General features: G+C 65.3%; 18 protein-coding genes. 11 read left to right on the top strand and 7 right to left on the bottom strand.

The features are described from left to right. Positions 1-5 precede the first annotated feature (5 nt). A complete protein-coding gene (mtnA, locus tag QW881_RS32235) occupies positions 6-1,112 on the top strand; it encodes an S-methyl-5-thioribose-1-phosphate isomerase (RefSeq protein WP_315717039.1) in 1,107 nt (368 codons plus the stop codon). 122 nt (positions 1,113-1,234) lie between these two features. On the opposite strand, the gene QW881_RS32230 is transcribed toward mtnA, so the two are convergent. Further along, positions 1,235-1,870, bottom strand: coding sequence for an HAD-IA family hydrolase (locus tag QW881_RS32230; RefSeq protein WP_316159243.1), 636 nt, complete (start codon positions 1,868-1,870; stop codon positions 1,235-1,237). Between the two features lie 90 nt (positions 1,871-1,960). On the opposite strand from QW881_RS32230, the gene QW881_RS32225 reads away from it, so the two are divergent. Both QW881_RS32225 and QW881_RS32220 read left to right on the top strand, forming a co-directional pair. Beyond that, positions 1,961-2,731, top strand: coding sequence for a S1 family peptidase (locus tag QW881_RS32225; protein ID WP_409999053.1), 771 nt, complete (start codon positions 1,961-1,963; stop codon positions 2,729-2,731). Positions 2,732-2,841: 110 nt separating this feature from the next. Next, complete coding sequence (locus tag QW881_RS32220) at positions 2,842-4,344, top strand: NAD(P)/FAD-dependent oxidoreductase (protein ID WP_316159242.1); 1,503 nt, start codon at positions 2,842-2,844, stop codon at positions 4,342-4,344. Between the two features lie 218 nt (positions 4,345-4,562). Here the strand turns inward: QW881_RS32220 and QW881_RS32215 are convergent, their stop codons facing one another. Continuing rightward, entirely contained in the window at positions 4,563-5,480 is a 918-nt protein-coding gene (locus tag QW881_RS32215) for a response regulator transcription factor (protein ID WP_315759550.1), read from the bottom strand. Then, on the bottom strand, positions 5,470-8,844 hold the full coding sequence (locus QW881_RS32210; protein ID WP_315759549.1) for an ATP-binding protein: 3,375 nt from the start codon (positions 8,842-8,844) through the stop codon (positions 5,470-5,472). Before QW881_RS32210 ends, QW881_RS32215 begins: the two co-directional genes overlap by 11 nt. A 186-nt stretch (positions 8,845-9,030) precedes the next feature. Between QW881_RS32210 and urtA the strand changes: the two genes are divergently transcribed. The 7 genes from urtA (at position 9,031) to QW881_RS32175 (ending at position 15,979) form a co-directional block, all read left to right on the top strand. Beyond that, entirely contained in the window at positions 9,031-10,293 is a 1,263-nt protein-coding gene (urtA, locus tag QW881_RS32205) for an urea ABC transporter substrate-binding protein (RefSeq protein ID WP_315740604.1), read from the top strand. 238 nt (positions 10,294-10,531) lie between these two features. Next, on the top strand, positions 10,532-11,458 hold the full coding sequence (gene urtB / locus QW881_RS32200) for an urea ABC transporter permease subunit UrtB (RefSeq protein WP_315759548.1): 927 nt from the start codon (positions 10,532-10,534) through the stop codon (positions 11,456-11,458). 34 nt (positions 11,459-11,492) lie between these two features. Beyond that, positions 11,493-12,632, top strand: a complete 1,140-nt coding sequence (urtC, locus tag QW881_RS32195) for an urea ABC transporter permease subunit UrtC (RefSeq protein WP_315740602.1) — start codon at positions 11,493-11,495, stop codon at positions 12,630-12,632. A gap of 10 nt (positions 12,633-12,642) precedes the next feature. After that, a complete protein-coding gene (gene urtD, locus QW881_RS32190) occupies positions 12,643-13,398 on the top strand; it encodes an urea ABC transporter ATP-binding protein UrtD (RefSeq protein WP_315759547.1) in 756 nt (251 codons plus the stop codon). 186 nt (positions 13,399-13,584) lie between these two features. Beyond that, on the top strand, positions 13,585-14,274 hold the full coding sequence (gene urtE / locus QW881_RS32185; RefSeq protein WP_315759546.1) for an urea ABC transporter ATP-binding subunit UrtE: 690 nt from the start codon (positions 13,585-13,587) through the stop codon (positions 14,272-14,274). Positions 14,275-14,310: 36 nt separating this feature from the next. Further along, complete coding sequence (fmdA, locus tag QW881_RS32180; protein WP_315759545.1) at positions 14,311-15,540, top strand: formamidase; 1,230 nt, start codon at positions 14,311-14,313, stop codon at positions 15,538-15,540. Positions 15,541-15,637: 97 nt separating this feature from the next. Next, a complete protein-coding gene (locus QW881_RS32175; protein WP_315759544.1) occupies positions 15,638-15,979 on the top strand; it encodes a zinc ribbon domain-containing protein in 342 nt (113 codons plus the stop codon). Positions 15,980-16,004: 25 nt separating this feature from the next. Here QW881_RS32175 and QW881_RS32170 read toward each other — a convergent pair whose 3' ends face one another. The 4 genes from QW881_RS32170 to QW881_RS32155 form a co-directional block, all read right to left on the bottom strand. Next, a complete protein-coding gene (locus tag QW881_RS32170) occupies positions 16,005-16,829 on the bottom strand; it encodes an MlaD family protein (RefSeq protein ID WP_315759543.1) in 825 nt (274 codons plus the stop codon). Positions 16,830-16,886: 57 nt separating this feature from the next. After that, positions 16,887-17,603 (bottom strand): DUF1614 domain-containing protein, encoded by a 717-nt coding sequence (locus QW881_RS32165; RefSeq protein WP_315759542.1) that lies wholly within the window; start codon positions 17,601-17,603, stop codon positions 16,887-16,889. 114 nt (positions 17,604-17,717) lie between these two features. Beyond that, positions 17,718-18,287: a class GN sortase gene (locus QW881_RS32160; protein ID WP_315759541.1), complete on the bottom strand. Its 570-nt coding sequence runs from the start codon at positions 18,285-18,287 to the stop codon at positions 17,718-17,720. A 96-nt stretch (positions 18,288-18,383) separates the two neighbouring features. Further along, positions 18,384-20,651, bottom strand: coding sequence for a marine proteobacterial sortase target protein (locus QW881_RS32155; RefSeq protein WP_315759540.1), 2,268 nt, complete (start codon positions 20,649-20,651; stop codon positions 18,384-18,386). 200 nt (positions 20,652-20,851) lie between these two features. Here QW881_RS32155 and QW881_RS32150 point away from each other — a divergent pair, with 200 nt between their 5' ends. Beyond that, positions 20,852-21,625, top strand: coding sequence for a helix-turn-helix transcriptional regulator (locus QW881_RS32150; protein WP_315759539.1), 774 nt, complete (start codon positions 20,852-20,854; stop codon positions 21,623-21,625). Positions 21,626-22,138: the final 513 nt, after the last annotated feature.

The following is a 22,138-nucleotide window of genomic DNA, read 5'->3' as shown; positions in this document are numbered from 1 at the left end:
CGAACATGAAGGTGGACGGCCGGCACTATCGCAGCATCTGGCTCGACTCCGACGGCTGGTCGGTCTGCGCGATCGATCAACGCCGATTGCCGCACGAGTTCGTGGTGGCGAAGATCACGACATGCGAGGAGGCGGCTGACGCGATCCGCGGCATGCTGGTCCGCGGTGCGCCGCTGATCGGCGCTACCGCCGCGTTCGGCATGGCGCTGGCGATGCGCGACGACCGCTCCGATCCCGGCATCGACCGCGCCTACGAGATGCTGATCGCGACGCGGCCGACGGCGATCAACCTGAAATGGGCGCTCGACACGATGAGCACCATGCTGCGCCGGCTGGCGCCGTCGGAGCGTCGCGATGCGGCCTATTCCCGCGCCGTCGACATTGCCGGCGAGGACGTCACGATCAACCAGGGCATCGCCGCGCACGGTTTCGCGCTGATCGAGGCGGCCGCGGCGCGCAAGAAGCCGGGCGAAGTCGTGAACGTGCTGACCCACTGCAATGCCGGCTGGCTTGCGACCGTTGATTGGGGCACGGCGACCGCGCCGATCTATCTCGCGCACGATCGCGACATTCCGATCCATGTCTGGGTCGACGAGACCCGGCCGCGCAATCAGGGCGCCTCGCTGACTGCCTGGGAACTCGGGCATCACGGTGTGGCGCATACCGTCATCCCGGACAACACCGGCGGCCATCTCATGCAGCATGGGATGGTCGATCTCGCCATCGTCGGCACCGACCGCGTCGCCGCCAATGGCGACGTCTGCAACAAGATCGGCACCTATCTGAAGGCGCTGGCCGCGCATGACAATGGTGTGCCGTTCTATGTCGCGCTGCCGTCGCCCACGATCGACTTTGCCGTTGCCGAGGGACGGCAGATCCCGATCGAGCAGCGCAGCGCCCAGGAAGTGACCGAGATGACCGGCCGCACCGCCGACGGCCGCATCGAGACGGTGCGCATCGTGCCGCCGGGATCGCCAGTCGCGAACTACGGCTTCGACGTCACCCCGGCCCGGCTGGTGAGCGGGCTGATCACCGAACGTGGCGTGCTGCGGGCCGACGGCGCAGCACTGGCGGCGGCTTTTCCGGAGCGGGCCAAACAGACGAACTATTGAGATCCTCGTCATTGCGAGCGCAGCGACGTGTCCGCCGAAGCCCAAAGGGCGAAGGCGGAAGCAACCCAGAATCCCGCGAAGCCTCCGGCTCGCTTCGGCGCAGGAGCGCCTCGCAATGACGATCAGCGCAGGCGCAGTCCCGTCGCGGCTTCCAGCTCCGTAATCGCCTGCGATGCGCTGACGACCTTGATCGTGGTCATGCCCATCTCGCGCGCCGGCTTCAGGTTGATGCCGAGATCGTCGAGGTAGACGCAGTCCGTGGGGCTGACTCCGAGCGTCTCGGTCATCATCTGGTAGATCCGGGGATCGGGCTTGCGCAGCCCGATCTTGGCCGATTCGATCACGTGATCGAACAGCACCATCACTTCCGCGACGTACAACGAGCGGCCGCCCTGGCTGCCGGTTGCGTTCGCCGGGAGATTGTTGGTGATGCAGCCGGTCTTGCATTCCGCCTTGATGCGTCGGAGCGCCTCGACCATGTCGGGCCGGAGATCGCCGGCGAGCAGCGGCAGCACCTCGCGCCCGCTGACCGCTGCGCCATCGAGTGCCAGCGACTCCTCGGCGAACAACATATCAAACGTCTCGAGGTCGATTTCGGCGCGCTCGAATTTCGCCCAGGCGTTCTCGAGATGATTGGCAGCATTGGTGTTGCGGATGATGTCGACGGGATAGCCGCGCTCCTTCTCGAACCGCGCGAAGGCCTCGAACGGCGATGTCGTCATCACGCCACCGAAATCAAAGATCACCGCCTCGACCATGTCAGTCCCGTCCTCCCTCGATCCCCGGATGATCGCTAGCACGGGACGCCGCACTTGGCGACCTCGGCGGCAGCCGCTATTGCTGCCGCGATGAAGCCGTCTCACGCAATCATTGCAGCCGCCGTCCTGCTGGCGCCATCGCCAATCCTTGCCATCGTCGGCAATGCGCCAGCGCTGAATGATGGCATCGGCCGCTCCGTGGTCACGATCGTCGGCTCGCGCGGCAATTTTTGCAGCGGCGCGCTGATTGCTCCGAAGCTGGTGCTGACCGCCGGACATTGCGTGCAGCCGGGGCTCGATTACCGCATCGTGGAATACGATCGTGACCGCAAGCCGGTTCTCAAGACGGTCCGACGGGTGGCGGTGCATCCGAGCTTCAGCGTGCAGGCCATCGTGGCGCATCGCGCCACCGCCGATGTCGCGCTGCTGGAATTGGAGGCGCCCGCGGAGGCGCGCGTGCCGGTGGCGCTCGGCGTGCCGCAGCCGCCGCTTGCCGCCGGCAACGCGTTCACGGTCGCAGGGATCGGCGTCGCGATTCCCGGCGACGGCAAGAGCGGCGGCGTGGTGCGTGGGGCCGTGTTGGTTGCGGCGGGCAAACCGGGCACGCTGCAGATCCGGCTCGTCGATCCGGCGACGCAAGGCGTGCGGCCCGGATTGGGCGGCTGCACCGGCGACTCCGGCGGGCCTGCTTTCGAGACGCAGCCGCAAGGTCAGGTGCTGATCGGCGTCATCTCATGGTCGACCGGACCGAATCTCGGCGACGGCTGCGGCGGCATGACCGGCGTCACGCCGCTCACGCTGTATCGCGATTGGGTCGCACAGACCGCGCGGCAATGGGGCATGCCGCTCAGCGGAAATTGAGATCGTTCAGGGCTGGGTTGCGGCTCGCGGTCGCGGGTTGACCATCGTCGTGATCGGGTTCAGCCTGTCGCGCGAGGAAACAACATCAAGACCAAAGCCCAGGGACTCCCATGAACGTCATCGCGCCCATCCGGGAGGCCGCGTCCTCTCACGCGACCGAACATTTCGACGTGCTGATCGTCGGCGCCGGCATCTCCGGTGTCGGCAGCGCCTATCAGTTGACCAAGCAGATGCCCGACAAGCGCTTCGTGATCCTGGAGAGCCAGGACAGCTTTGGCGGCACTTGGCGGACGCACCGCTATCCCGGCATCCGCTCCGACAGCGACCTGCATACGTTCGGCTACAGCTTCAAGCCATGGGTCGGGCCGCCGATCGCGACCGCGGAAGAGATCCTCAACTACATGGGCGACGTGATCGAGGAGAACGACCTCGGCCGCCACATTCGCTATGGCCACCTCATCCTGTCCGCGAGTTGGTCGAGCGCGACCAGTCTCTGGACGGTTCAAGCGGTGAAGGGCAGGGATCACGAGCCCGTCACCTATACAACGAATTTCCTCTGGATGTGCCAGGGCTACTACCGCCACTCCAAGGGCTACACGCCGGAGTGGCCGGACATGGCGAAGTTCAAGGGCCGCATCGTCCATCCGCAGCTGTGGCCCGAGGATCTCGATCTCACGGGCAAGCAGGTCGTGGTCATCGGCTCCGGTGCGACGGCCGCGACCATCCTGCCGTCGATCGCCGGCCAATGCGCGCATGTGACGATGCTGCAGCGGTCGCCGACCTACTTCCGCGTCGGCCGCAATGCGATCGAGCTGGCCGAGGAGCTGCGGAGACTGCGGGTGAAGGAGGAATGGATCCATGAGATCGTCAGGCGCAAGATCCTGTTCGAGCAGGATTGGTTCACCAAGCGCTGCCTGACCGAGTCCGAGCAGGTCAAGAAGGAGCTGATCGGGCAGATCAGCGCCATCCTCGGACCCGACTATACGGCCAAGCACTTCACGCCGAGCTACCGCCCGTGGCGGCAGCGCATCGCTTTCGTGCCCGATGCCGACCTGTTCGAGGGCATCAAGAGCGGCAAGGCCTCGGTCGTGACCGACGAGATCGAGCGGTTCTCGGAAGACGGCATCAAGCTGAAGTCCGGCGACGAGCTCAAGGCCGACATCATCATCACCGCGACCGGCTTCGATCTCTGCGTGCTCGGCGACATCGCGTTTACGATCGACGGCAAGCCGCTCGACTTCGCCGACACCGTGACCTATCGCGGCATGATGTTCACCGGCGTGCCGAACCTGGCCTGGGTGTTCGGTTATTTCCGCGCCAGTTGGACGTTGCGCACGGACCTCGTCGCGGATTTCGTGTGCCGCCTGCTCGCGCACATGAAGGAAAAAGGTGTGAGCAAGGTCGTGCCGGCGCTGCGCCCGGAGGATCACAACATGCCGTTGCTGCCATGGATCGATCCGGAGAATTTCAACCCCGGCTACATGATGCGCAACATGCATCTGTTGCCGAAGCGTGGCGACAAGCCGGAGTGGCAGCACAGCCAGGACTACTGGAGCGAGAAGGATCAGATTCCTGCGATCGATCTGGATGATCCGGCGTTCGTGTATGGGTGAGCTTTGAACGGCCGGTGTGCCGCTCCAAAGACGGCGTCGTCCCCGCGAAAGCGGGGATCCATAGCCACCGGCAGGTGTGCTGGGCACAACGTCAACTTTCGTCCTGCCTCAAGCGACATCACGCGGTATAGGTCCCGGGTCGGCGCCCGCCGGCGCTTCGCCGCCGCAGGGCTTGCCCGGGACGACAGTGATGGTTGGGGCACGCTGGTCGGCCCGCCTCATCCCTCCCGCCGCGCCACACCGGTCGCGACAGCCGCGGCGGCGGTGCGGTTCTCGACGCCGAGCTTGGCGTAGATCTGCTCGAGGTGCTTGTCGACCGTGCGCGGACTCAGTCCCAGGATCTGCGCGATGTCGCGGTTGGTCTTGCCCTTGGAGAGCCAGGACAGCACCTCGCCCTCGCGCGTGGTGAGACCAAACGCGCTGGAGAACTGCTTGGGCAGCTCACCGGAGGACTCCTTGGCGAGCCGCAGCAGGAACTCGTTGGGCCCGGCTCCGCCCATGTAGTAGAGGCGCAGTTCGGGATGATCCGGGATCGAAGCGGCGGCCTTCGCACCGCCTTTGCCGCTCTGTGCCTGATCCAGCCAGAGCCGCAGCGCTTCGGGCAGCACGAGCTCCTCCGCGGCGCCAAAACTGTCCGACAACAGCTTTTGGGCCTGCGGCGTCGCCCACATCAGCCGGCCGTCGCGGTTGACGGCGAGCAGGAAGCGGCCGGAGACGTCGAGCGCGGCGCGCGCGCTCTGCGTCATCCGGGCGTTGGCGAGATGCACGCGGATACGCGCCAGCATCTCGGAGACGGCGATCGGCTTGGTGACGTAGTCGACTCCGCCGGCCTCCAGTCCCTGCACGATGTGCTCGGTGTCGGCGAGCCCGGTCATGAAGATCACAGGGACGTTGGAGAGGCCTGTCTCGCGCTTGAGCTTGCGGCAGGTCTCGAAGCCGTCCATGCCGGGCATGACCGCATCGAGCAGGATGATGTCCGGCGTGATCTGGTCGATTATGCGCATGGCCGCGGCGCCATCGAGCGCAACCATGACGGTCATGCCGGCCCCATCCAGCGCGTCGGTGAGCAGCCGAAGCGTCTCCGGCGAGTCGTCGACGACAAGCGCGACGTCGCGCTTCTTGCTGTCAATGCTCATAGGCGTGCAAGGTCTTCAGAGTTGCCATGTACTGATCGAGATCGAAGCGGTCGATGAGCGTGCGCATCTGGGCGACGAAGTCGGCATGCTCGGGATGCGCGTTGCGGATATCGTCGAGCTTGAGCTGAATGGCCCTGATGTAGCCGATCTGGCCGAGGCTCATCAGCTCTTCGACATATTTGAGCGGCGGCCGGGATCCGGTGTCCGGCCGCCAGCGTGGCGGGGCCACGGGCGTGTCGGTCTGGTAGCTCCATTCGAGCTTCAGCAACTGACGTATTGCCTCCAGCAGCCTTGGGATGTCGATCGGCTTCATCAGGTAGCTGTCGTGAAATGGTTGCGCCAACGGCCGGCCGTGCGCTTCGAGCGCGCTCGCAGATGTCATCAGGATCCGGGCCTGATGATGACCGCTGTTGCGCAAGGTCTCGGCCACTGTCCAGCCGTCCATGCCGGGCATCGAGATGTCCAGAATGAACAGATCCGGCTGGCAGTGTTGTGCGAGCGCGAGGCAGGCGGGACCGTCGGGCGCGCTCAGCAGGATGAAGCCGAGCGGCGTCAGCACCTCGCGCAGGAGGTCGCGATGCACAGGATCATCGTCAGTGATCAGGATCGTCCTGCGCGGCCCGAGATAGCCGGCCACCGGCGCCTTCACCGGCGCATGCCGCGTCGGGTTTGTCACCTCGGACAGCAGGATCTTGACCTTGAACGTGCTGCCGGCGCCGACTTTGCTCACGACCTTGATGTCGCCGCCCATGACGCCGGCGAGCAGACGGCTGATCGTCAGGCCGAGCCCCGTACCTGTCTGCGGCTGCGCAACCCCGAGCGCGCCGCGCTCGAAGGGCGCGAAGATGCGTTCCAGATCGTCGGGCTGGATGCCCGGGCCGGTGTCGATCACCTCGAACTCGGCCACCGGGCTCCGATAATGCACGACGAACTGGACGCTGCCTTCCCCGGTGAATTTGATGGCATTCGACAGCAGGTTGATCAGGATCTGGCGCAGCCGCTTCTCGTCGGCATAGACGACCAGCGGCAGGACCGCCGGCCGCTTGAACACGAAGTCGACGCCCTTCGCCGCGGCCTGCAATCGGAACATGCCCACGAGCTGATCCAGGAATTCGCTGAGACGGACCTCGTCGCGCGACAGATACAGCCGCCCGGCTTCGATCTTGGAAATGTCGAGAATGCCGTCGATCAGGCCGGACAGATGATCGGCGCTGCGGCGGACGACGCGAACCTGGTCCCGCGGCTTCGGTGCGAGGCTCGTGTCCTGCTCGAGCAGTTGCGCATAGCCGGAGATCGCGTTCAGCGGCGAGCGCAGCTCATGGCTGAGGCCGACCACATAGCGGCTCTTGGCGAGATTGGCTGATTCCGCAACTTCCTTGGCGCGCTGCAACTCTGCATCGGTGCGCTTGTGCGCCTCGATCTCCTGAATCAACAGCTGGGTCTGCCGCCGCGTCTCGTCTTCGGCCGCACGGCGGCTCTGCTGGGCCAGTACGAACAGCCACGTCACGACACCGATGATGATGGAGAGGGCGAAGAACACCTTCCACAGCACATCGGAGATGATGCCCTTGAAGCCCGGCAGCGCCGCCGACGTCTCCAGATAGATCATGCCGAGCGTCAGCGCGACGAGCCCGGCCGATGTCAGAAATACACCGACATAATGGCCGAGCTGCGAGTTGAACTTGGCCAGCAACGACTCTGGCAGCATGCCGCTGAGCGCCGCTGCGACCTGAGCCTGGGCCCGCGCGTGCGGCTTGCACAGGTCGTGGCAGCGGGCATCGAGCGAGCAGCACAGCGAGCAGATCGGACCGGCATAGGCCGGGCAGGAGGCGGTATCCTCCGGTTCGAAGTGATGCTCACAGATGCAGCATTGGATCTGCTCGATGTTCTGCCAGCTCCGCTTCGGCTTGCGTGCCAGATAGTATTTGCCGTCGGTCAGATAGGCGATCGCAGGCGCGGTGACGAGCGCGACGCCGAGCGCGACGAAGGTCGACAGCGCCTTTCCGGTCGGCCCGAACAGGCCATAGAAGGCGCTGATCGAGACGATCGTCGCGATCGTCATCGCGCCGACCCCGACCGGGTTGATGTCGTAGAGATGGGCGCGCTTGAACTCCATCTGCGGCGGGCGCAGGCCCAGCGGCTTGTTGATCACGAGGTCGGCGACGAGAGCGCCGACCCAGGAGATCGCGATGTTGGAGTACAGCGCCAGCGTCTGCTCCAGCGCCTTGTAGACGCCGATCTCCATCAGCAGCAGCGCGACGACGACGTTGAACACGAGCCAGACCACGCGGCCGGGGTGGCTGTGCGTCAGGCGCGAGAAGAAGTTCGACCAGGCGATCGAGCCGGCATAGGCGTTCGTGACGTTGATCTTGATCTGGGAGACGATCACGAAGGTGCCGGTCAACGCAAGCGCCAAATCCGGCCGGGCCAACACGTAGCGGAACGCCTCCAGATACATGTGCGCCGGTTCGGCGGCGTGGTCGGCGGAGACTCCGTGGCTCAGCGCGAAGAAGGCGAGGAACGAGCCTGCCAGCAGCTTCAGTGCCCCGAGCACGATCCAGCCGGGGCCAGCCGACAACAGCGCGATCCACCACGACCGTTTGGACGTGCGGCGGTCACGCGGCAGGAAACGCAGGAAGTCGACCTGCTCGCCGATTTGGGCGACCAGCGAGAACACGACCGCCGCGGCGGTCCCGAACAGCGCCAGATCGAGATGGCCCATGGGATCGCCGTGCTCGCCGGGAAACTGCTGCCATTCGACGAAGGAGTGCGGGCTGGCATAGGCGATCGCGGCAAAGGGGAGGATGTGCAGCACGACCCACAGGGGCTGTGTCCACAGCTGGAAGCGGCTGATCAGCGTGATGCCGTAGGTGACGAGCGGGATGATGACGACGGCGCTGATGAGATAGCCGATCGGCCGGGGAATGCCGAAGCACATCTCCAGCGCCGAAGCCAGGATGACCGCCTCGATGGCGAAGAAGATGAAGGTGAACGACGCGTAGATCAGCGAGGTGATGGTCGAGCCGATATAGCCGAAGCCGGCGCCGCGGGTCAGCAGATCGATGTCGATGCCGCATTTGGCCGCATGATAGGCGATCGGCAGGCCACAGCAGAAGATGATCACACTGGCGACCAGGATCGCGGCGGTCGCGTTGGTGACGCCGTAGTTCAAGGTGATGGTGCCGCCGATCGCCTCAAGTGCGAGGAACGAGATCGCGCCCAACGCCGTGTTGGCGACGCGGGCGGCGGACCAGCGCCGCGCGCTCTTGGCCGTAAAGCGGAGTGCATAGTCCTCCAACGTCTGGTTGGCGACCCACTGGTTGTATTGGCGCCTGACGCGGTCGATCCGCTGCCGCCCTGCCACTCTCGAACTCCTCACGCGAAGCGGTTCGCCCGCACGCCTTGTCCTGCCGCTCGCAGGACCTACGCAGAGCCTACGTCGCGCTTTTGCGGTGCAGTATACGCAATCTTGCGTATCCGTGCGTTGCACAAAGCGCGCCATCCTTCGTCCGACCCAACGCGTGTCCTCGAACCAATGAATGGGGTGCTCATGTCAGACGAAACCAAAAAGGGCCTGAAGTCGCCACTTCGGCGCCAATTGCTGATGGGAATGGCCGCGATCCCGGCGCTCGCCATGATGCCGCGGCCGTCCTTCGGCGCCGGCCCTGCAACCTCTGCAGTCAACACCACCGGCCTTGCAGTCACGGATAGCGAAGTCACCGTCGGCATTCTGCATTCGGTAACGGGCACGATGGCGATCTCGGAGACCGGCTCGGTGCAGGCCGAGAAGCTCGCCATCGAGCAGATCAATGCCGCCGGCGGCGTGCTCGGCCGCAAAATCAAGTATATCCAGGAGGACGGCGCTTCCGACTGGCCGACCTTCGCCGAGAAGGCCAAGAAGCTGCTGGTCAACGACAAATGCGCCGCCGTCATGGGCTGCTGGACCTCGGCCTCGCGCAAGGCGGTGCTGCCGGTGTTCGAGCAGTACAACGGCATGCTCTACTATCCGACCTTCTACGAAGGCCTCGAGCAGTCGAAGAACGTCATCTACACCGGTCAAGAGGCGACCCAGCAGATCATCGCCGGCCTCGACTGGGTCAACAAGACCAAGGGCGCGAAGACCTTCTACCTGCTCGGCTCCGACTACATCTGGCCGCGCACCTCGAACAAGATCGCGCGCAAGCACATCGAGGGCCATCTGCAGGGCGCCAAGGTCGTCGGTGAGGAATACTTCCCGCTCGGCCACACCCAGTTCAACTCGGTCATCAACAAGATCAAGCTGACCAAGCCGGACGTGATCTACGCGATCATCGTCGGCGGCTCCAATGTCGCGTTCTACAAGCAGCTCAAGGCGGCCGGCATCGACATGTCGAAGCAGACGCTGCTCACCATCTCTGTGACCGAGGACGAAATCGACGGCATCGGCGGCGAGAACATCGCGGGCGCCTACGCCTGCATGAAGTACTTCCAGTCGCTCGACAATCCGAACAACAAGGCCTTCGTCGCCGATTTCAAGAAGATGTGGGGCGAGAAGACCGTCATTGGCGATGTGACGCAAGCCGCTTATCTCGGTCCGTGGCTGTGGAAGCTGACGGTGGAAAAGGCCGGCAGCTTCGACATCGACAAGGTCGCCGCCGCCTCGCCTGGCATCGAGTTCAAGGGCGCGCCGGAAGGCTATGTTCGGATCCACGAGAACCACCATCTCTGGTCCAAGACCCGCGTCGGTCGCGCCAAGGCGGACGGTCAGTACGAGCTGATCTACGAAACCGCCGACCTGGTCGAGCCAGATCCGTTCCCGAAGGGCTACCAGTAAGCTGATCTGTCGCGTCTCATAGCAACAGGCGAATGAGATCGCTGACGCTGCTGCGCGGGAAGTGCGCTCCCTCCCCCCTTGTGGGGGAGGGGTGGGGAGGGGGTACCCCACCCACAGCTCGTCGTGGAGGCCCCCCTCCCTAGCCCTCCTCCACAAGGGGGAGGGAACGATCTTGGCTGCGGACACGCTGTGCCGGCGCCGATCCATTTTGCAGCAGGGCATCACGAGAGGACGGATCATGTTCGGTGACTATTCCATCGGCGACCTCGGGGCCATCTTCGCGATGCAGGGCTTCGCGGGCCTCATCCTGTTTTCGGTCTACGTGCTGATGGCGCTGGGGCTCGCCATCATCTTCGGCCAGATGGGCGTCATCAACATGGCGCATGGCGAGTTCATGATCCTCGGCGCTTACGTCACCTGGATGACGTCGAACGCCTTCCAGCATTTCCTCCCCTCGCTGTTTCCCGGCTACTTCTTCGTCGCGATGATATTCGCCTTCATCGCCTCCGGATCGCTCGGCATGCTGGTCGAATGGGCGATGATACGCCGCCTCTACAAGCGGCCGCTCGATACGCTGCTCGCGACCTGGGGCCTCAGCCTGATCCTGCAGCAGGCCTATCGTTCGGTGTTCGGCGCGCGCGAGGTCGGCGTCGAGCTGCCCGAGTGGATGATGGGCTCCTGGCAGGCGACTGACGCCATCCAGATCCCGATCAACGGCATGTTCGTGATGTGCCTGACCATCCTGATCACGATCGTGGTGGCCTACGTCCTGTTCCTGTCGCGCTGGGGCAAGCAGGTGCGCGCCGTGGTGCAGAACCGCGTGATGGCCGGCGCCGTCGGCATCAACACCGAGAAGGTCGACCGCTACACCTTCGGCCTCGGCTGCGGCATCGCCGGCGTCGCGGGCTCGGCCTTCACCATGATCGGCTCGACGGGTCCGACGGCCGGACAGCTCTACATCGTCGACACCTTCCTGGTCGTCGTGTTCGGCGGCGCCGCCAGCCTGGTCGGCACCATCGCCTCCGCATTCACCATCTCCCAGGCGCAGTCGACCATGGAGTTCTTCATGTCCGGCTCGATGGCCAAGGTGCTCACGCTGCTTGCGATCGTCGCCATCCTGATGATGCGGCCGCAGGGCCTGTTCGCCCTCAAGGTCCGCAAGTGAGCCAGTTCCGACAGCCCAACAAGAAAGCACGGTCATGATCATCAACTCGCGCTTTTTCAACCGCTCAGAACTCATCGGCTTCGTCTCGCTGCTGCTCCTGCTCGTGGTCATCCTGCCGCTGGCGCTCGATGTGTTCCGCCTCAACCTGGTCGCCAAATATCTCACCTACGCCTTCGTCGCGATCGGCCTCGTGCTGTGCTGGGGCTATGGCGGCATTCTCAGCCTGGGGCAGGGCGTGTTCTTCGGCCTCGGCGGCTACTGCATGGCGATGTTCCTGAAGCTGGAGGCCTCCAGCGTCGCCAACACCAAGATCCAGTCGACGCCGGGCATTCCCGACTTCATGGACTGGAATCAGCTGACGCAGCTGCCGTTCTTCTGGAAGCCATTCCAGAGCTTCCCGTTCGCGCTGGCGGCGATCATCCTGGTGCCTGCGATCTTCGCCTTCATCATCGGTGCGGCGATGTTCAAGCGGCGCGTCGGCGGCGTCTACTTCGCGATCATCACCCAGGCGATCGCGGCCATCCTGACCATCCTGATCGTGGGACAGCAGGGTTATACCGGCGGCATCAACGGCATCACCGACCTGCGCACCCTGCACGGCTGGGACATCCGCACCGATCACGCCAAGCTCATCCTCTACTTCGTCGAAGTGTTCCTGCTGTTCGTCGCCATCCTGGTGGCGCAGTTCATCCGCCTGACCAAGCTCGGCCGCATTCTGGTGGCGATGCGTGAGCAGGAGGACCGGGTCCGCTTCTCCGGCTACAGCGTCGCCAACTTCAAGATCTTTGCCTTCTGCGCTGCCGCGGTCTTCGCCGCGGTCGGCGGTGCCCTGTTCACCTTGGAAGTCGGCTTCATGTCGCCGTCCTTCGTCGGCATCGTGCCCTCGATCGAAATGGTGATCTACACCGCGGTCGGCGGCCGGCTGTCGATCTTCGGCGCGGTCTACGGCACGATCCTGGTCAACTTCGCCAAGACCAGCCTGTCGGAGACCTTCCCGCAGCTCTGGCTGTTCGGCCTCGGCGCTCTCTTCATTGCCGTCGTGCTCGCCTTCCCGAACGGCCTCGCCGGCATCTGGGGCGACCATGTGCAGCCGCGCATCGACCGCTTGCTGGCCTCCCGCACCAAGAAATCCGGCAATGGCGGCCTGGTCGCCAACGGCGCCCCTGCAGAGTGAGGAGACAGCGATGCTCATCGGTCATCAGCCCAAGGACTTCCTGCTCGCGGTCGAAGCGCTCACGGTCTCCTTCGACGGCTTCAAGGCGGTCAACGATCTCTCCTTCTATGTCGAAGAGAACGAGATCCGCGTCATCATCGGCCCGAACGGCGCCGGCAAGACCACGGTGCTCGACCTGATCTGCGGCAAGACCAAAGCGACCTCCGGCTCGATCCAGTTCCGCGGCAAGGAGCTGACGAAGCTGCGGGAGAACGAGATCGTCAAGGCGGGTGTCGGCCGCAAATTCCAGACGCCGTCGGTGTTCGAGGATCTCAGCGTGTTCGAGAATCTCGAGATCTCGTTCCCGCGCGGCCGCACCGTGTTCGGCTCGCTGACCTTCCAGCGCGACGCCGTGGTGAAGGATCGCGTCGAGGAGGTCGCGGAGATGATCTTCCTGAAGGATCGTCTCAAGACCTCGGCGGCCGAGCTCAGCCACGGCCAGAAGCAGTGGTTGGAGATCGGCATGCTGCTGATCCAGAACCCGGACCTCCTGATGCTCGACGAGCCGGTGGCCGGCATGAGCGTCAGCGAGCGCGCCAAGACCGCCGAACTGCTCAACCGCATCATCAAGGACCGGTCGGTGCTGGTCATCGAGCACGACATGAAGTTCGTCGAGGACATCGCGCACAAGGTCACCGTGCTGCACCAGGGGCAGATCCTGTCCGAGGGCACGATGGAGCGGGTCAAGAACGATCCCAAGGTCGTCGAAGTCTATCTGGGGCACTGATCCGATGTTCGGGAAATCACTCCATCCACGCCCCCGCTGCGCCCCCCTCCCCCTTGCGGGGAGGGGTCGGGGGTGGGGGTCCACAACGGCAGTCTCGCCCGGAGCCACCCCCACCCCCAACCCCTCCCCGCAAGGGGGAGGGGAGAACAGACAGCTCGTCGAACTCACTAACAGGGAGCAGGCGTGATGCTCGCAATCTCCGATCTCCATGTCGCCTACGGCCAGAGCGAGGTGCTGCATGGCCTGAACGTCAGGGTCGCGCCCAACGAGATCGTGGCGATCATGGGCCGCAACGGCATGGGCAAGACCACGCTGATGAAGTCGCTGATGGGCATCCTGCCCGCCAAGAGCGGCTCCATCGACATGAACGGCACCGAGCTGTCCGGCCTGAAGAGCTATGAGCGCGTCGCCAAGGGCCTCGCCTACGTCCCGCAGGGCCGCATGATCTTCTCGACCATGACGGTGAAGGAGAACATCGAGACCGGCCTCGTCGTCTCCGGCGACTCCGAGGTGCCCGGCGACATCTACGAGCTGTTCCCGGTGCTGCTGGAGATGAAGGGCCGCCGCGGCGGCAACCTCTCCGGCGGCCAGCAGCAGCAGCTCGCGATCGCGCGCGCGCTCGCCACTAAGCCGAAGGTGCTGCTGCTCGACGAGCCGACCGAAGGCATCCAGCCGTCGATCATCAAGGACATGGCGCGCACCCTGAAGCGCATCCGCGACGAGAAGGGGCTGTCGATCGTCGTCTCCGAGCAGGTGCTGAGCTTCGCGCTGGATATCGCCGACCGCGTGCTGGTGATCGAGAACGGCGAGATCGTCCGCGACGATCCGCGCGCCTCCGTCGATGCCGCGCAGGTCTCGAAATATCTGTCCGTCTAACCACTCCGTCCAAGCAAGGAAAAAGGGGAGCTTCTGATGCCAGACACACTGATCAAGGTCGATCTGACCAAGTCGGCCTATGAGAACGACAAGGTCCACAACCGCTGGCACCCTGACATTCCGATGGTGGAGTGGGTCAATCCGGGTGACGACTTCATCATCGAGACCTATGACTGGACCGGCGGCTTCATCAAGAACAACGACTCCGCCGATGACGTGCGCGACATCGACCTGTCGATCGTGCACTTCCTGTCGGGGCCGATCGGCGTCAAGGGCGCCGAGCCGGGCGACCTGCTGGTCGTCGACCTGCTCGACGTCGGTCCGTTGAAGGAGAGCCTGTGGGGCTTCAACGGCTTCTTCTCCAAGCAGAACGGTGGCGGCTTCCTGACCGATCACTTCCCGCTGGCGCAGAAGTCGATCTGGGACATCAAGGGTCTCTACACCTCGTCGCGTCACGTGCCCGGCGTGAACTTCGCCGGCCTGATCCATCCCGGCCTGATCGGCTGTCTGCCCGATCCGAAGCTGCTCGCGACCTGGAACGAGCGCGAGACCGCGCTGATCGCGACCAACCCGACCCGCGTGCCCGGCCTCGCCAATCCTCCGTTCGCGCCGACCGCGCACGCCGGCCAGGCCAAGGGCGACGTCAAGGCCAAGATCGGCGCCGAGGGCGCCCGCACCGTGCCGCCGCGCGAGCATGGCGGCAATTGCGACATCAAGGACCTGTCGCGCGGCTCGAAGATCTACTTCCCGGTCTACGTGCCGGGCGGCGGCCTCTCGATGGGCGACCTGCACTTCAGCCAGGGCGACGGCGAGATCACCTTCTGCGGCGCCATCGAGATGGCCGGCTGGCTGCACATCAAGGTCGACATCATCAAGGACGGCGTTGCAAAGTACGGTATCAAGAACCCGATCTTCAAGCCGTCGCCGATCACGCCGAACTACAAGGACTACCTGATCTTCGAAGGCATCTCGGTCGACGAGGCCGGCAAGCAGCACTATCTCGACGTCCACATCGCCTATCGCCAGGCCTGCCTCAATGCCATCGAGTATCTGAAGAAGTTCGGCTACTCCGGCGCCCAGGCCTATTCGATCCTCGGCACCGCGCCGGTGCAGGGCCACATCTCCGGCGTGGTCGACGTGCCCAATGCCTGCGCCACTCTGTGGCTGCCGACCGAGATCTTCGACTTCGACGTGATGCCATCGGCGGCGGGGCCGATCAAGCACATCACGGGCGACATCCAGATGCCGATCTCGCCGGACAAATAGCGGTCTCCCTGCGCGATGGAGGCGGGACGGCTGCGTATTTGGCCGCCCCGCATCCGCCGCGTGAGATGGAGATGATTGTTGCGCAGGAGACGAGACGATGCCGGTCTATGAATATCTCTGTGATACATGCGGACCATTCACCGACATGCGCCCGATGGCTGAATGTGATGAGCCGCAGGTCTGTCCGCAATGCCAGGACATGGCGCCGCGCGTGATCCTCACCGCACCCGCCTTCGCCTGCATGCCCGCGGAGCGGCGCACGGCGCAGGCCACCAACGAGCGCAGCCGCCACGCGCCGCAGACGGTGGCCGAGTACAAGGCCAAGCATGGGCCGGGCTGCGGCTGCTGCTCGCCGAAGAAGCCGCCGCGGCTGATGACCAAGTCCAGGAGCGGCGCCAAGGGCTTTCCGACGGCGCGGCCGTGGATGATCAGCCATTGAGCGCGAGGGGCGGCGCGCCCGCCCCTCAGCGTGACGCCGGCACGCGGCGCGGACCCGGACCCGCCGGCTGGCCGCCGAACTTGACGGTCATCGCATTGGCGCCGTCGCTGATGTCCACGAGCGTCTTGCGGCTCTCGTCGATGACCTTGGCTGATTTGCGCCTGAAGCTGTCGACGAGCTCGCGCATCGACTTGATCTGATCGAACAGCTGTCCGGGATTGCCGTCCGCGAAGCCGGGAATGGCGCCGTCGATCCTGGTCACGAGGGTGTCGAAGCCCTTGAACACATCCTCGGCCTTGTCGATCGCGGCGTCGATCGCTGCGGTCTTCTCCTGCAGCGAGGCGGTCTCGGATTCGAAGGTCTGCAGCGCCTCCTTGATGGCCGGTGCATTGCTGACGATGAATTTGTCGACGTTGTGCACCGTCTCGACCATCGTCTCCTGGTCCTTGAGGTCGGCCGTCAGCACCGGCACCCCGTCGCGATCGAGCGGCACCGGCGGCGCCGTCGGCGCGCCGCCGACCAGCGAGATCGCGGCGATGCCGGTGAGGCCCTGAAACTCGATGCCGGCCGTGGTGTCCTTGCGGATCGGCGCGGAATTGTCGAGCGTGATCATGGCAACGATCTTGCGCGGGCTTTCGAGATTGATCGAGAGGATCTGCCCGGCCTGCACGCCATCGAAATTCACCGGGCCGCCCTTGCGCAGGCCCGCGGCCGAGCCGCCGTCGAACACGACCCGCATGACGCTGCGCTGCTGGGCGATCCGCGCCTTCTGCTTGATCAGGACGCCGCTGATGCCGGCCGCGACGGCCGCGATCGTCAGGGTTCCGACGATGAGATTGATCGCGCGCATTCCGTGCCCACTGCTGCCTCTGCTCGATTTTAGCCGCTATGTCTCCCGGTTGGAAGCTCAGCGCGCGAGCCCAGGCCGGGACGGGGCGGCGAGGCCCGCGAGCAGCACCGCGAGAATCCCGGTCAGGAAGATACCGTCGAAGGTTCCGGCGCCGCCGATCGAGGCCACGGGCGCGCCGAGGCTGCCGATCTTGTCGAGGTTCATCAGGTCGGCGCCGACCAGCGTCCCCATCGAGCCGCCGATATAGGCCAGCGGCGCGGCATATTCGCGCGACAGCAGGAACGCCAGGATCGCGGTCACGACGACCGGCGCGAACACCGGCACGGCGATGCCGACGCCCTGCACCGGCGTCGCCATCGCGTGGATGATCAAAGCGATCACCAGCACCGCGATCGCGGCGCGCAGCCAGAGCTGGTAGCGCAACATGAGATAGGTCGACATGATCGTCGGGATCACGGCGCCGCCGACATTTACGGCGAGGAGGGTGCCAGGCCATTGATGCACCAGCGGCACGACATACTGCATGCCGAAGAAGTCGATGATCTCGCCGGAGCGCGCGACCTGCCCGGGCAGCATGGTGATCGGAATGTTGAAATAGCTGCCGATCAGCGATCCGAACAGCAGCAGCATCGCGATGCCCGAGCTGACGCCGAGCTTCATGTAGGCGTAGCGCAGGATGCCGAGCTGGATCAGGACGATCAGGACGCCGAACGCCAGCACCAGGATGGCGAAGAAGGCCGGCGTGATCGGCAGATATTGGACCTGGGAATGCATGTCGAAAGCGCTTGAGATGTGGACCTTGCCGTCCCCGTGGGATCATTCCGCGGGGACGGCAGGGTGACAAATGGGCATTCGTCGCCTGGTTCCCAAGAGCGGCCACGCTCCCGTTCATTTGCCCGCAGCGATCATCGTGGCGTGCAGCACATAACGCTCCGGCCCCTGTGTCAGGGCGTCGAATGGCCAGCAGGTCGACAGCACCAGCTCGGCGCGGTCAGTCGCCGGATCGATGCCCGAGGCATCGAAGCGGACGACACGGGCGGCATCGGCGCGGTAGCGGAAGGCTTTGCCGTCTCGCCTGACCACGTCGATTTCATCGCCGATCCGGACATCGCGCAGGAAGCGGAAATGCGTGTCGCGATGCGCGGAGTACACGGCGATGCCGGGCTCGCCGGGCTCGGCGGTCCCTTCCACATGGCCGGCGCCGAAGGCGAGCGCCTGGCCGCTGGAGCCGGCCAGCGCGATGGTGGAGACGCCGAGGCGCTTCACCTCGATCCGCGCCACCGGGACCGTGTCGGCCCAGGACCACGGCTTGACCGGCCGGCCCGTTGCGATCGTCTCGCTGAACGCGCGGTCGAGCAGCACCTGCGCGACGATCGCCTTGGCGTGGATGAGGGCGCCGTGGCCGAACAGGGCGAGGCCGGCCAGGGCGATCGCGAGTGGGATGAGGAAGCGGGGCATCGTCTCTCCATCCGTCATTGCGAGCGAAGCAATCCAGAGCCGTCGTGTCGCCCCTGGATTGCGTCGTCGCTTCGCTCCTCGCAATGACGCCGTTAGTTAGTTGGCAGCCCGCCGCCGAAGGGCGGCGAGCCAGATCAGTTCGAGCATCAGGATCCCCAGCCCGAGCAGCATGCTGAGCTCGGCATCGGTTGCCGTCTTCGGCAGCGTGATCGTGGCGGGCGCCGCCGGCACCACAGGTCGCTTCAGCGCGGCGAGCTGGATGTCGCCGTCGGCTTCGGCGCCGCGGTCCTTCTGCATCGCCGGCAGACGGTTGCGCTCGCCGAACACCTTCTCGAAATCCCAGCCGGCGGGCAGGTTGATCGGCAGCTCCGCCAACCTGAGCGGCTCGCCGTCCGGGCGCCGCGGCGTCTTGTCGACGGCGACGAGGCTGGTCAGGCGGGTCACCAGCTGGTGCTCCATCGCCAGCTTGAGAATGGCACCGTCGGCTTCTTCGGGTGTCATCTGCCGCATTGTCCTGGCCACTTCGGCATCGCCGATCTTGCGCCGCGCCCACAGCTTGGAGAGACCCTTGCCTTCGGCGGCGCCTGTCAGCGGCAAGGTGATCGTCCAGGGCTGGTCGCCGATGCGGCCCTTCAGCTGCAGTGATCCGACGAGGCGGTCGATCCTGGCGGCGAGCACCAGCGGCTCGTTGCGATAGACGTCCGGCAGCACGGCCGGCGTGAGGTCGGCCGACGCTTCCGAGAACGTGGCGCTCAGCCCGGTCACGACCGGATTCTCAAGCTTGGCGAACAGATCGCGCATGCGCTCTTCGACCTGCTCGACCGAGCCGATATGGGTGAAGGCGCCGCGGCCGAGCTCGGCGGCGCGCGTCATCAGATAGGTGTTCGGCGCCGAGCCGATGCCGACCATGAAGATGCGCGAGCGGCCGCGCATCGCCGTGATGGTCTCGAACAACTGCTGCTCGTTGCCGATGGCGCCGTCGGTGAGGAACACCACCTGGCGCACGCGCTCGGAGTCGCTGCCGTCGTCGGTCAGCGCTGCGCGCATCGCCGGCACCATCTCGGTGCCGCCGCGCGCCTCCAGCGCGCCGACGAAGCTGGTGGCGTTGCCGACATGCTCGGCATCGGCCGGCACCGAGGCGGGAAACAGTACCGTCATCGTGTCGTCGAAGCGGATCACGTTGAAGCGGTCATTGGGCTGCAGCCGTCCGAGCGCATAGAGCAGGCTGGCCTTGGCCTGGCGGATCGAGGTGCCGCCCATCGATCCGGAATTGTCGATCACGAAGATGACGTCGCGCGGCTGCGGACGCTGCGTGGTCGCCGCCACCGCGGGCGGGGTGACGAAGGCGAGCAGATAGTCGGCGTCGCCGACCTGCTCGTGAAACAGCCCGACCGACGGCATCGCCGCAGCGGCCGGCTTCCAGGTCAGCTCGAAGTCGCGGTCGGCCGGCATCACGCCCTCGGCCAGGGTAACGACTCGCGTCTTCGCATCGGGGCTGTCGATGGTCACCTGGTGATGGTGGCTCTTGACCTCGCCGAGCGCAAAGCCGGCCTGCAGCCGCACCGCGATCCTGGTTGGATTGACCGGGTCGTTCTTGGCCGGATCGAGCACCTCCGGGGAGATGCGGTTGCGGTCCGGTACCGGATCGTTCGCAGCGGCGCCCCAGCCGTTGCCGCCCGGGCGCAAATCGACGCTCTGCACGATCGGCGCCGGATTGTAGCGCGGCGCCACGACCAGCGGCACCCGCAGCGAGAATTCGCCGCCACTCTGTGCCACCGGCTGCTGATACTCGATCTGCACCAACACGGTCTCGCCGGGGCCGATATTGGCGAGCGAGTTGGTGAAGATGTTCGGCCGCTCCTGCTCGGTCAATGCCGCGGTCTTGCCCTCGCGCTTCGCCTGCTCATAGATCACCTTGGCCTGCTGGCGCGGCTTGATGTCGCCGACCACGATTCGATCGCCGACGATCATCTTCAGCGTGTCGACGGCGCTGTCCGGCGGCAGCGGATAGACATAGACCGCCTCCATCCATTGCGAGCTGGTGTTCCTGAACAGCTGCGTCACGCGCGCCCGCGCGGTCGGACCCGAGACGACCACGTCGACGTCGATCCCAAGCCGCGGTGCCTCGGTATAGCCGGCGTCGGACTTGAATAGCAGCGCGCCGGAACGGGCATCGCCTGGCTTGGTCAGCGGGGCCAGCGGCCCTTCGGCCGACCAGCCAGGGGTGATGCTGAGAAACAGCGCCGTGAAGCCGACCAGCAGCACGGCGGCGGCTTGCAGCAGCAGGAACAGCAGCATGGTCACGATCCACGATCGGACCGGATGGGCGCTGCTTCTGATATCGTGGTCGATCGTCTCGCTCATCATTGGCTCCGCAACGAACAATTTCGGCCTGCCGACACTGAGCGCAGCGCGTCGGCGCCGCGAGCGGAATGGTCGGTCTTGTTTGGCCGCGGCCCGCCCGCGTCTGTCCGGCGGCGGTCGAGAGCGCGGCTGATCTGTCCGGGTTTGTGCCGATTTGTCCGTCTGCTAGAAGAGGAGCGCATCACGCGGCAGGGGACAGGATGTCGAACCCGGACAACAGCGAGCTTTCCGACGAGCAGAGCCGGCAGGTCGCGGAGACCATCCGCGAGGAGATCGCGCGGCGGCGGATGTCGCGGCAAGCGCTGGCGGAGCAGGCCAAGCTGAGCCTGTCCACCTTGGAGAAGGCGCTCGGGGGCCGCCGCCCGTTCACGCTGGCGACCATCGTCCGGCTGGAGCAGGCGCTCGGCATGTCCCTGCGCAAGACGCCGAACGCGCCTCTCGCCGCGCCTGCCACCAGCGGCGGCATCGCGCCGGACAGTCTCGGCTCCTATTCGCGGCGGGCGGTGGAATGGATCGAGGGCACCTACGTCACGCTGCGACCGTCCTTTGGCGACAAGGACGCCATCTATGCGTACCGCACCGACATCGTCTGGGACGATGCGGCGTCGTCGCTGGTGTTTCGCGAGGGCGCGCGGCTCGATGCGGCGTTCACGCAATTCGGCGAGGTCGCCGTGCCCAACCAGTCCGGCTTCGTCTACCTCGTCACCAACCGCCACGGTCAGCACCGCCTGATCACCGTGTCGCGGCCGACCATCACCGGCGAGATGTACGGCATCATCACGACGCTGTTGGCGGGCCGCGGCTCGCTGCTGACGCCGATCGCCGCGCCCATTGCGCTGCTTCCGCTGCGCAATGTGGTGGAGCCGAGCTTCGGCAGACTTGGGACTGACGATCCGCACTATGCCTTCTATCGCGAGCATCTGCGCAAGACGGTCGAGGAGCCGTTCGCGCTGTTCGTGCAGGGCGTGGCGTGAGTTGTTGGGCACACACCTCGCCGCCGTCATTGCGATGAGCGAAGCGACGAAGCAATCCAGAGTCACGCACTCAGCCCTGGATTGCTTCGCTTCGCTCGCAATGACGGTGCCTGTGGGAGGCGACATCGCCTCAACAATCACCGCTGTCATCCCGGCGAACGCCGGGATCCACAACCACAGGGATTGGTTTGAGGCAGGATAGTCATTAGCATCTCGCCCCTCATGTCTGCTGCGGCGGATCGGCGCCGCGGCGTGCTGGCGCACGTCGCGGCTTGTCCGGGACGACGGCGGGGCAAGAACGCGGATTCACGGTTCAAACAGCTAGGCGGGTAGTGGACATGTCAGGGTAGTCTCGCGGCACATGATGCCCGAGGTCTGCGATCATCGTGTCCCTCGCGAGAACGCAGAGGGCGCAGGGAATGCCGGGTGAAGGCCTCACCCATGGCCCGCCTGCGAAAAGAATGCAGGCGGCAGGTACCACAGGCAAAGCCGATTCAACCGGCATTCCCTGCG

Origin of the sequence: Bradyrhizobium sp. SZCCHNS3016 (assembly GCF_032484535.1) — a bacterium.
In the GTDB taxonomy this organism is placed as follows: Bacteria; Pseudomonadota; Alphaproteobacteria; order Rhizobiales; family Xanthobacteraceae; genus Bradyrhizobium.
Note: the sequence above shows the minus strand (reverse complement) of the source record. Positions and strands in the feature narration are given on the sequence as shown.

Excerpts from the sequence above, each read along its gene's own strand:
- urtB (WP_315759548.1), top strand. The coding sequence starts at position 10,532 with ATGTTCGGTGACTATTCCATCGGCGACCTCGGGGCCATCTTCGCGATG.
- QW881_RS32220 (WP_316159242.1), top strand. The coding sequence starts at position 2,842 with ATGAACGTCATCGCGCCCATCCGGGAGGCCGCGTCCTCTCACGCGACC.
- QW881_RS32150 (WP_315759539.1), top strand. The coding sequence starts at position 20,852 with ATGTCGAACCCGGACAACAGCGAGCTTTCCGACGAGCAGAGCCGGCAG.
- urtE (WP_315759546.1), top strand. The coding sequence starts at position 13,585 with ATGCTCGCAATCTCCGATCTCCATGTCGCCTACGGCCAGAGCGAGGTG.
- urtC (WP_315740602.1), top strand. The coding sequence starts at position 11,493 with ATGATCATCAACTCGCGCTTTTTCAACCGCTCAGAACTCATCGGCTTC.
- mtnA (WP_315717039.1), top strand. The coding sequence starts at position 6 with ATGAAGGTGGACGGCCGGCACTATCGCAGCATCTGGCTCGACTCCGAC.
- QW881_RS32225 (WP_409999053.1), top strand. The coding sequence starts at position 1,961 with ATGAAGCCGTCTCACGCAATCATTGCAGCCGCCGTCCTGCTGGCGCCA.
- urtD (WP_315759547.1), top strand. The coding sequence starts at position 12,643 with ATGCTCATCGGTCATCAGCCCAAGGACTTCCTGCTCGCGGTCGAAGCG.
- QW881_RS32215 (WP_315759550.1), bottom strand. The coding sequence starts at position 5,480 with ATGAGCATTGACAGCAAGAAGCGCGACGTCGCGCTTGTCGTCGACGAC.
- urtA (WP_315740604.1), top strand. The coding sequence starts at position 9,031 with ATGTCAGACGAAACCAAAAAGGGCCTGAAGTCGCCACTTCGGCGCCAA.
- QW881_RS32165 (WP_315759542.1), bottom strand. The coding sequence starts at position 17,603 with ATGCATTCCCAGGTCCAATATCTGCCGATCACGCCGGCCTTCTTCGCC.
- QW881_RS32170 (WP_315759543.1), bottom strand. The coding sequence starts at position 16,829 with ATGCGCGCGATCAATCTCATCGTCGGAACCCTGACGATCGCGGCCGTC.
- QW881_RS32175 (WP_315759544.1), top strand. The coding sequence starts at position 15,638 with ATGCCGGTCTATGAATATCTCTGTGATACATGCGGACCATTCACCGAC.
- fmdA (WP_315759545.1), top strand. The coding sequence starts at position 14,311 with ATGCCAGACACACTGATCAAGGTCGATCTGACCAAGTCGGCCTATGAG.
- QW881_RS32155 (WP_315759540.1), bottom strand. The coding sequence starts at position 20,651 with ATGAGCGAGACGATCGACCACGATATCAGAAGCAGCGCCCATCCGGTC.
- QW881_RS32160 (WP_315759541.1), bottom strand. The coding sequence starts at position 18,287 with ATGCCCCGCTTCCTCATCCCACTCGCGATCGCCCTGGCCGGCCTCGCC.
- QW881_RS32230 (WP_316159243.1), bottom strand. The coding sequence starts at position 1,870 with ATGGTCGAGGCGGTGATCTTTGATTTCGGTGGCGTGATGACGACATCG.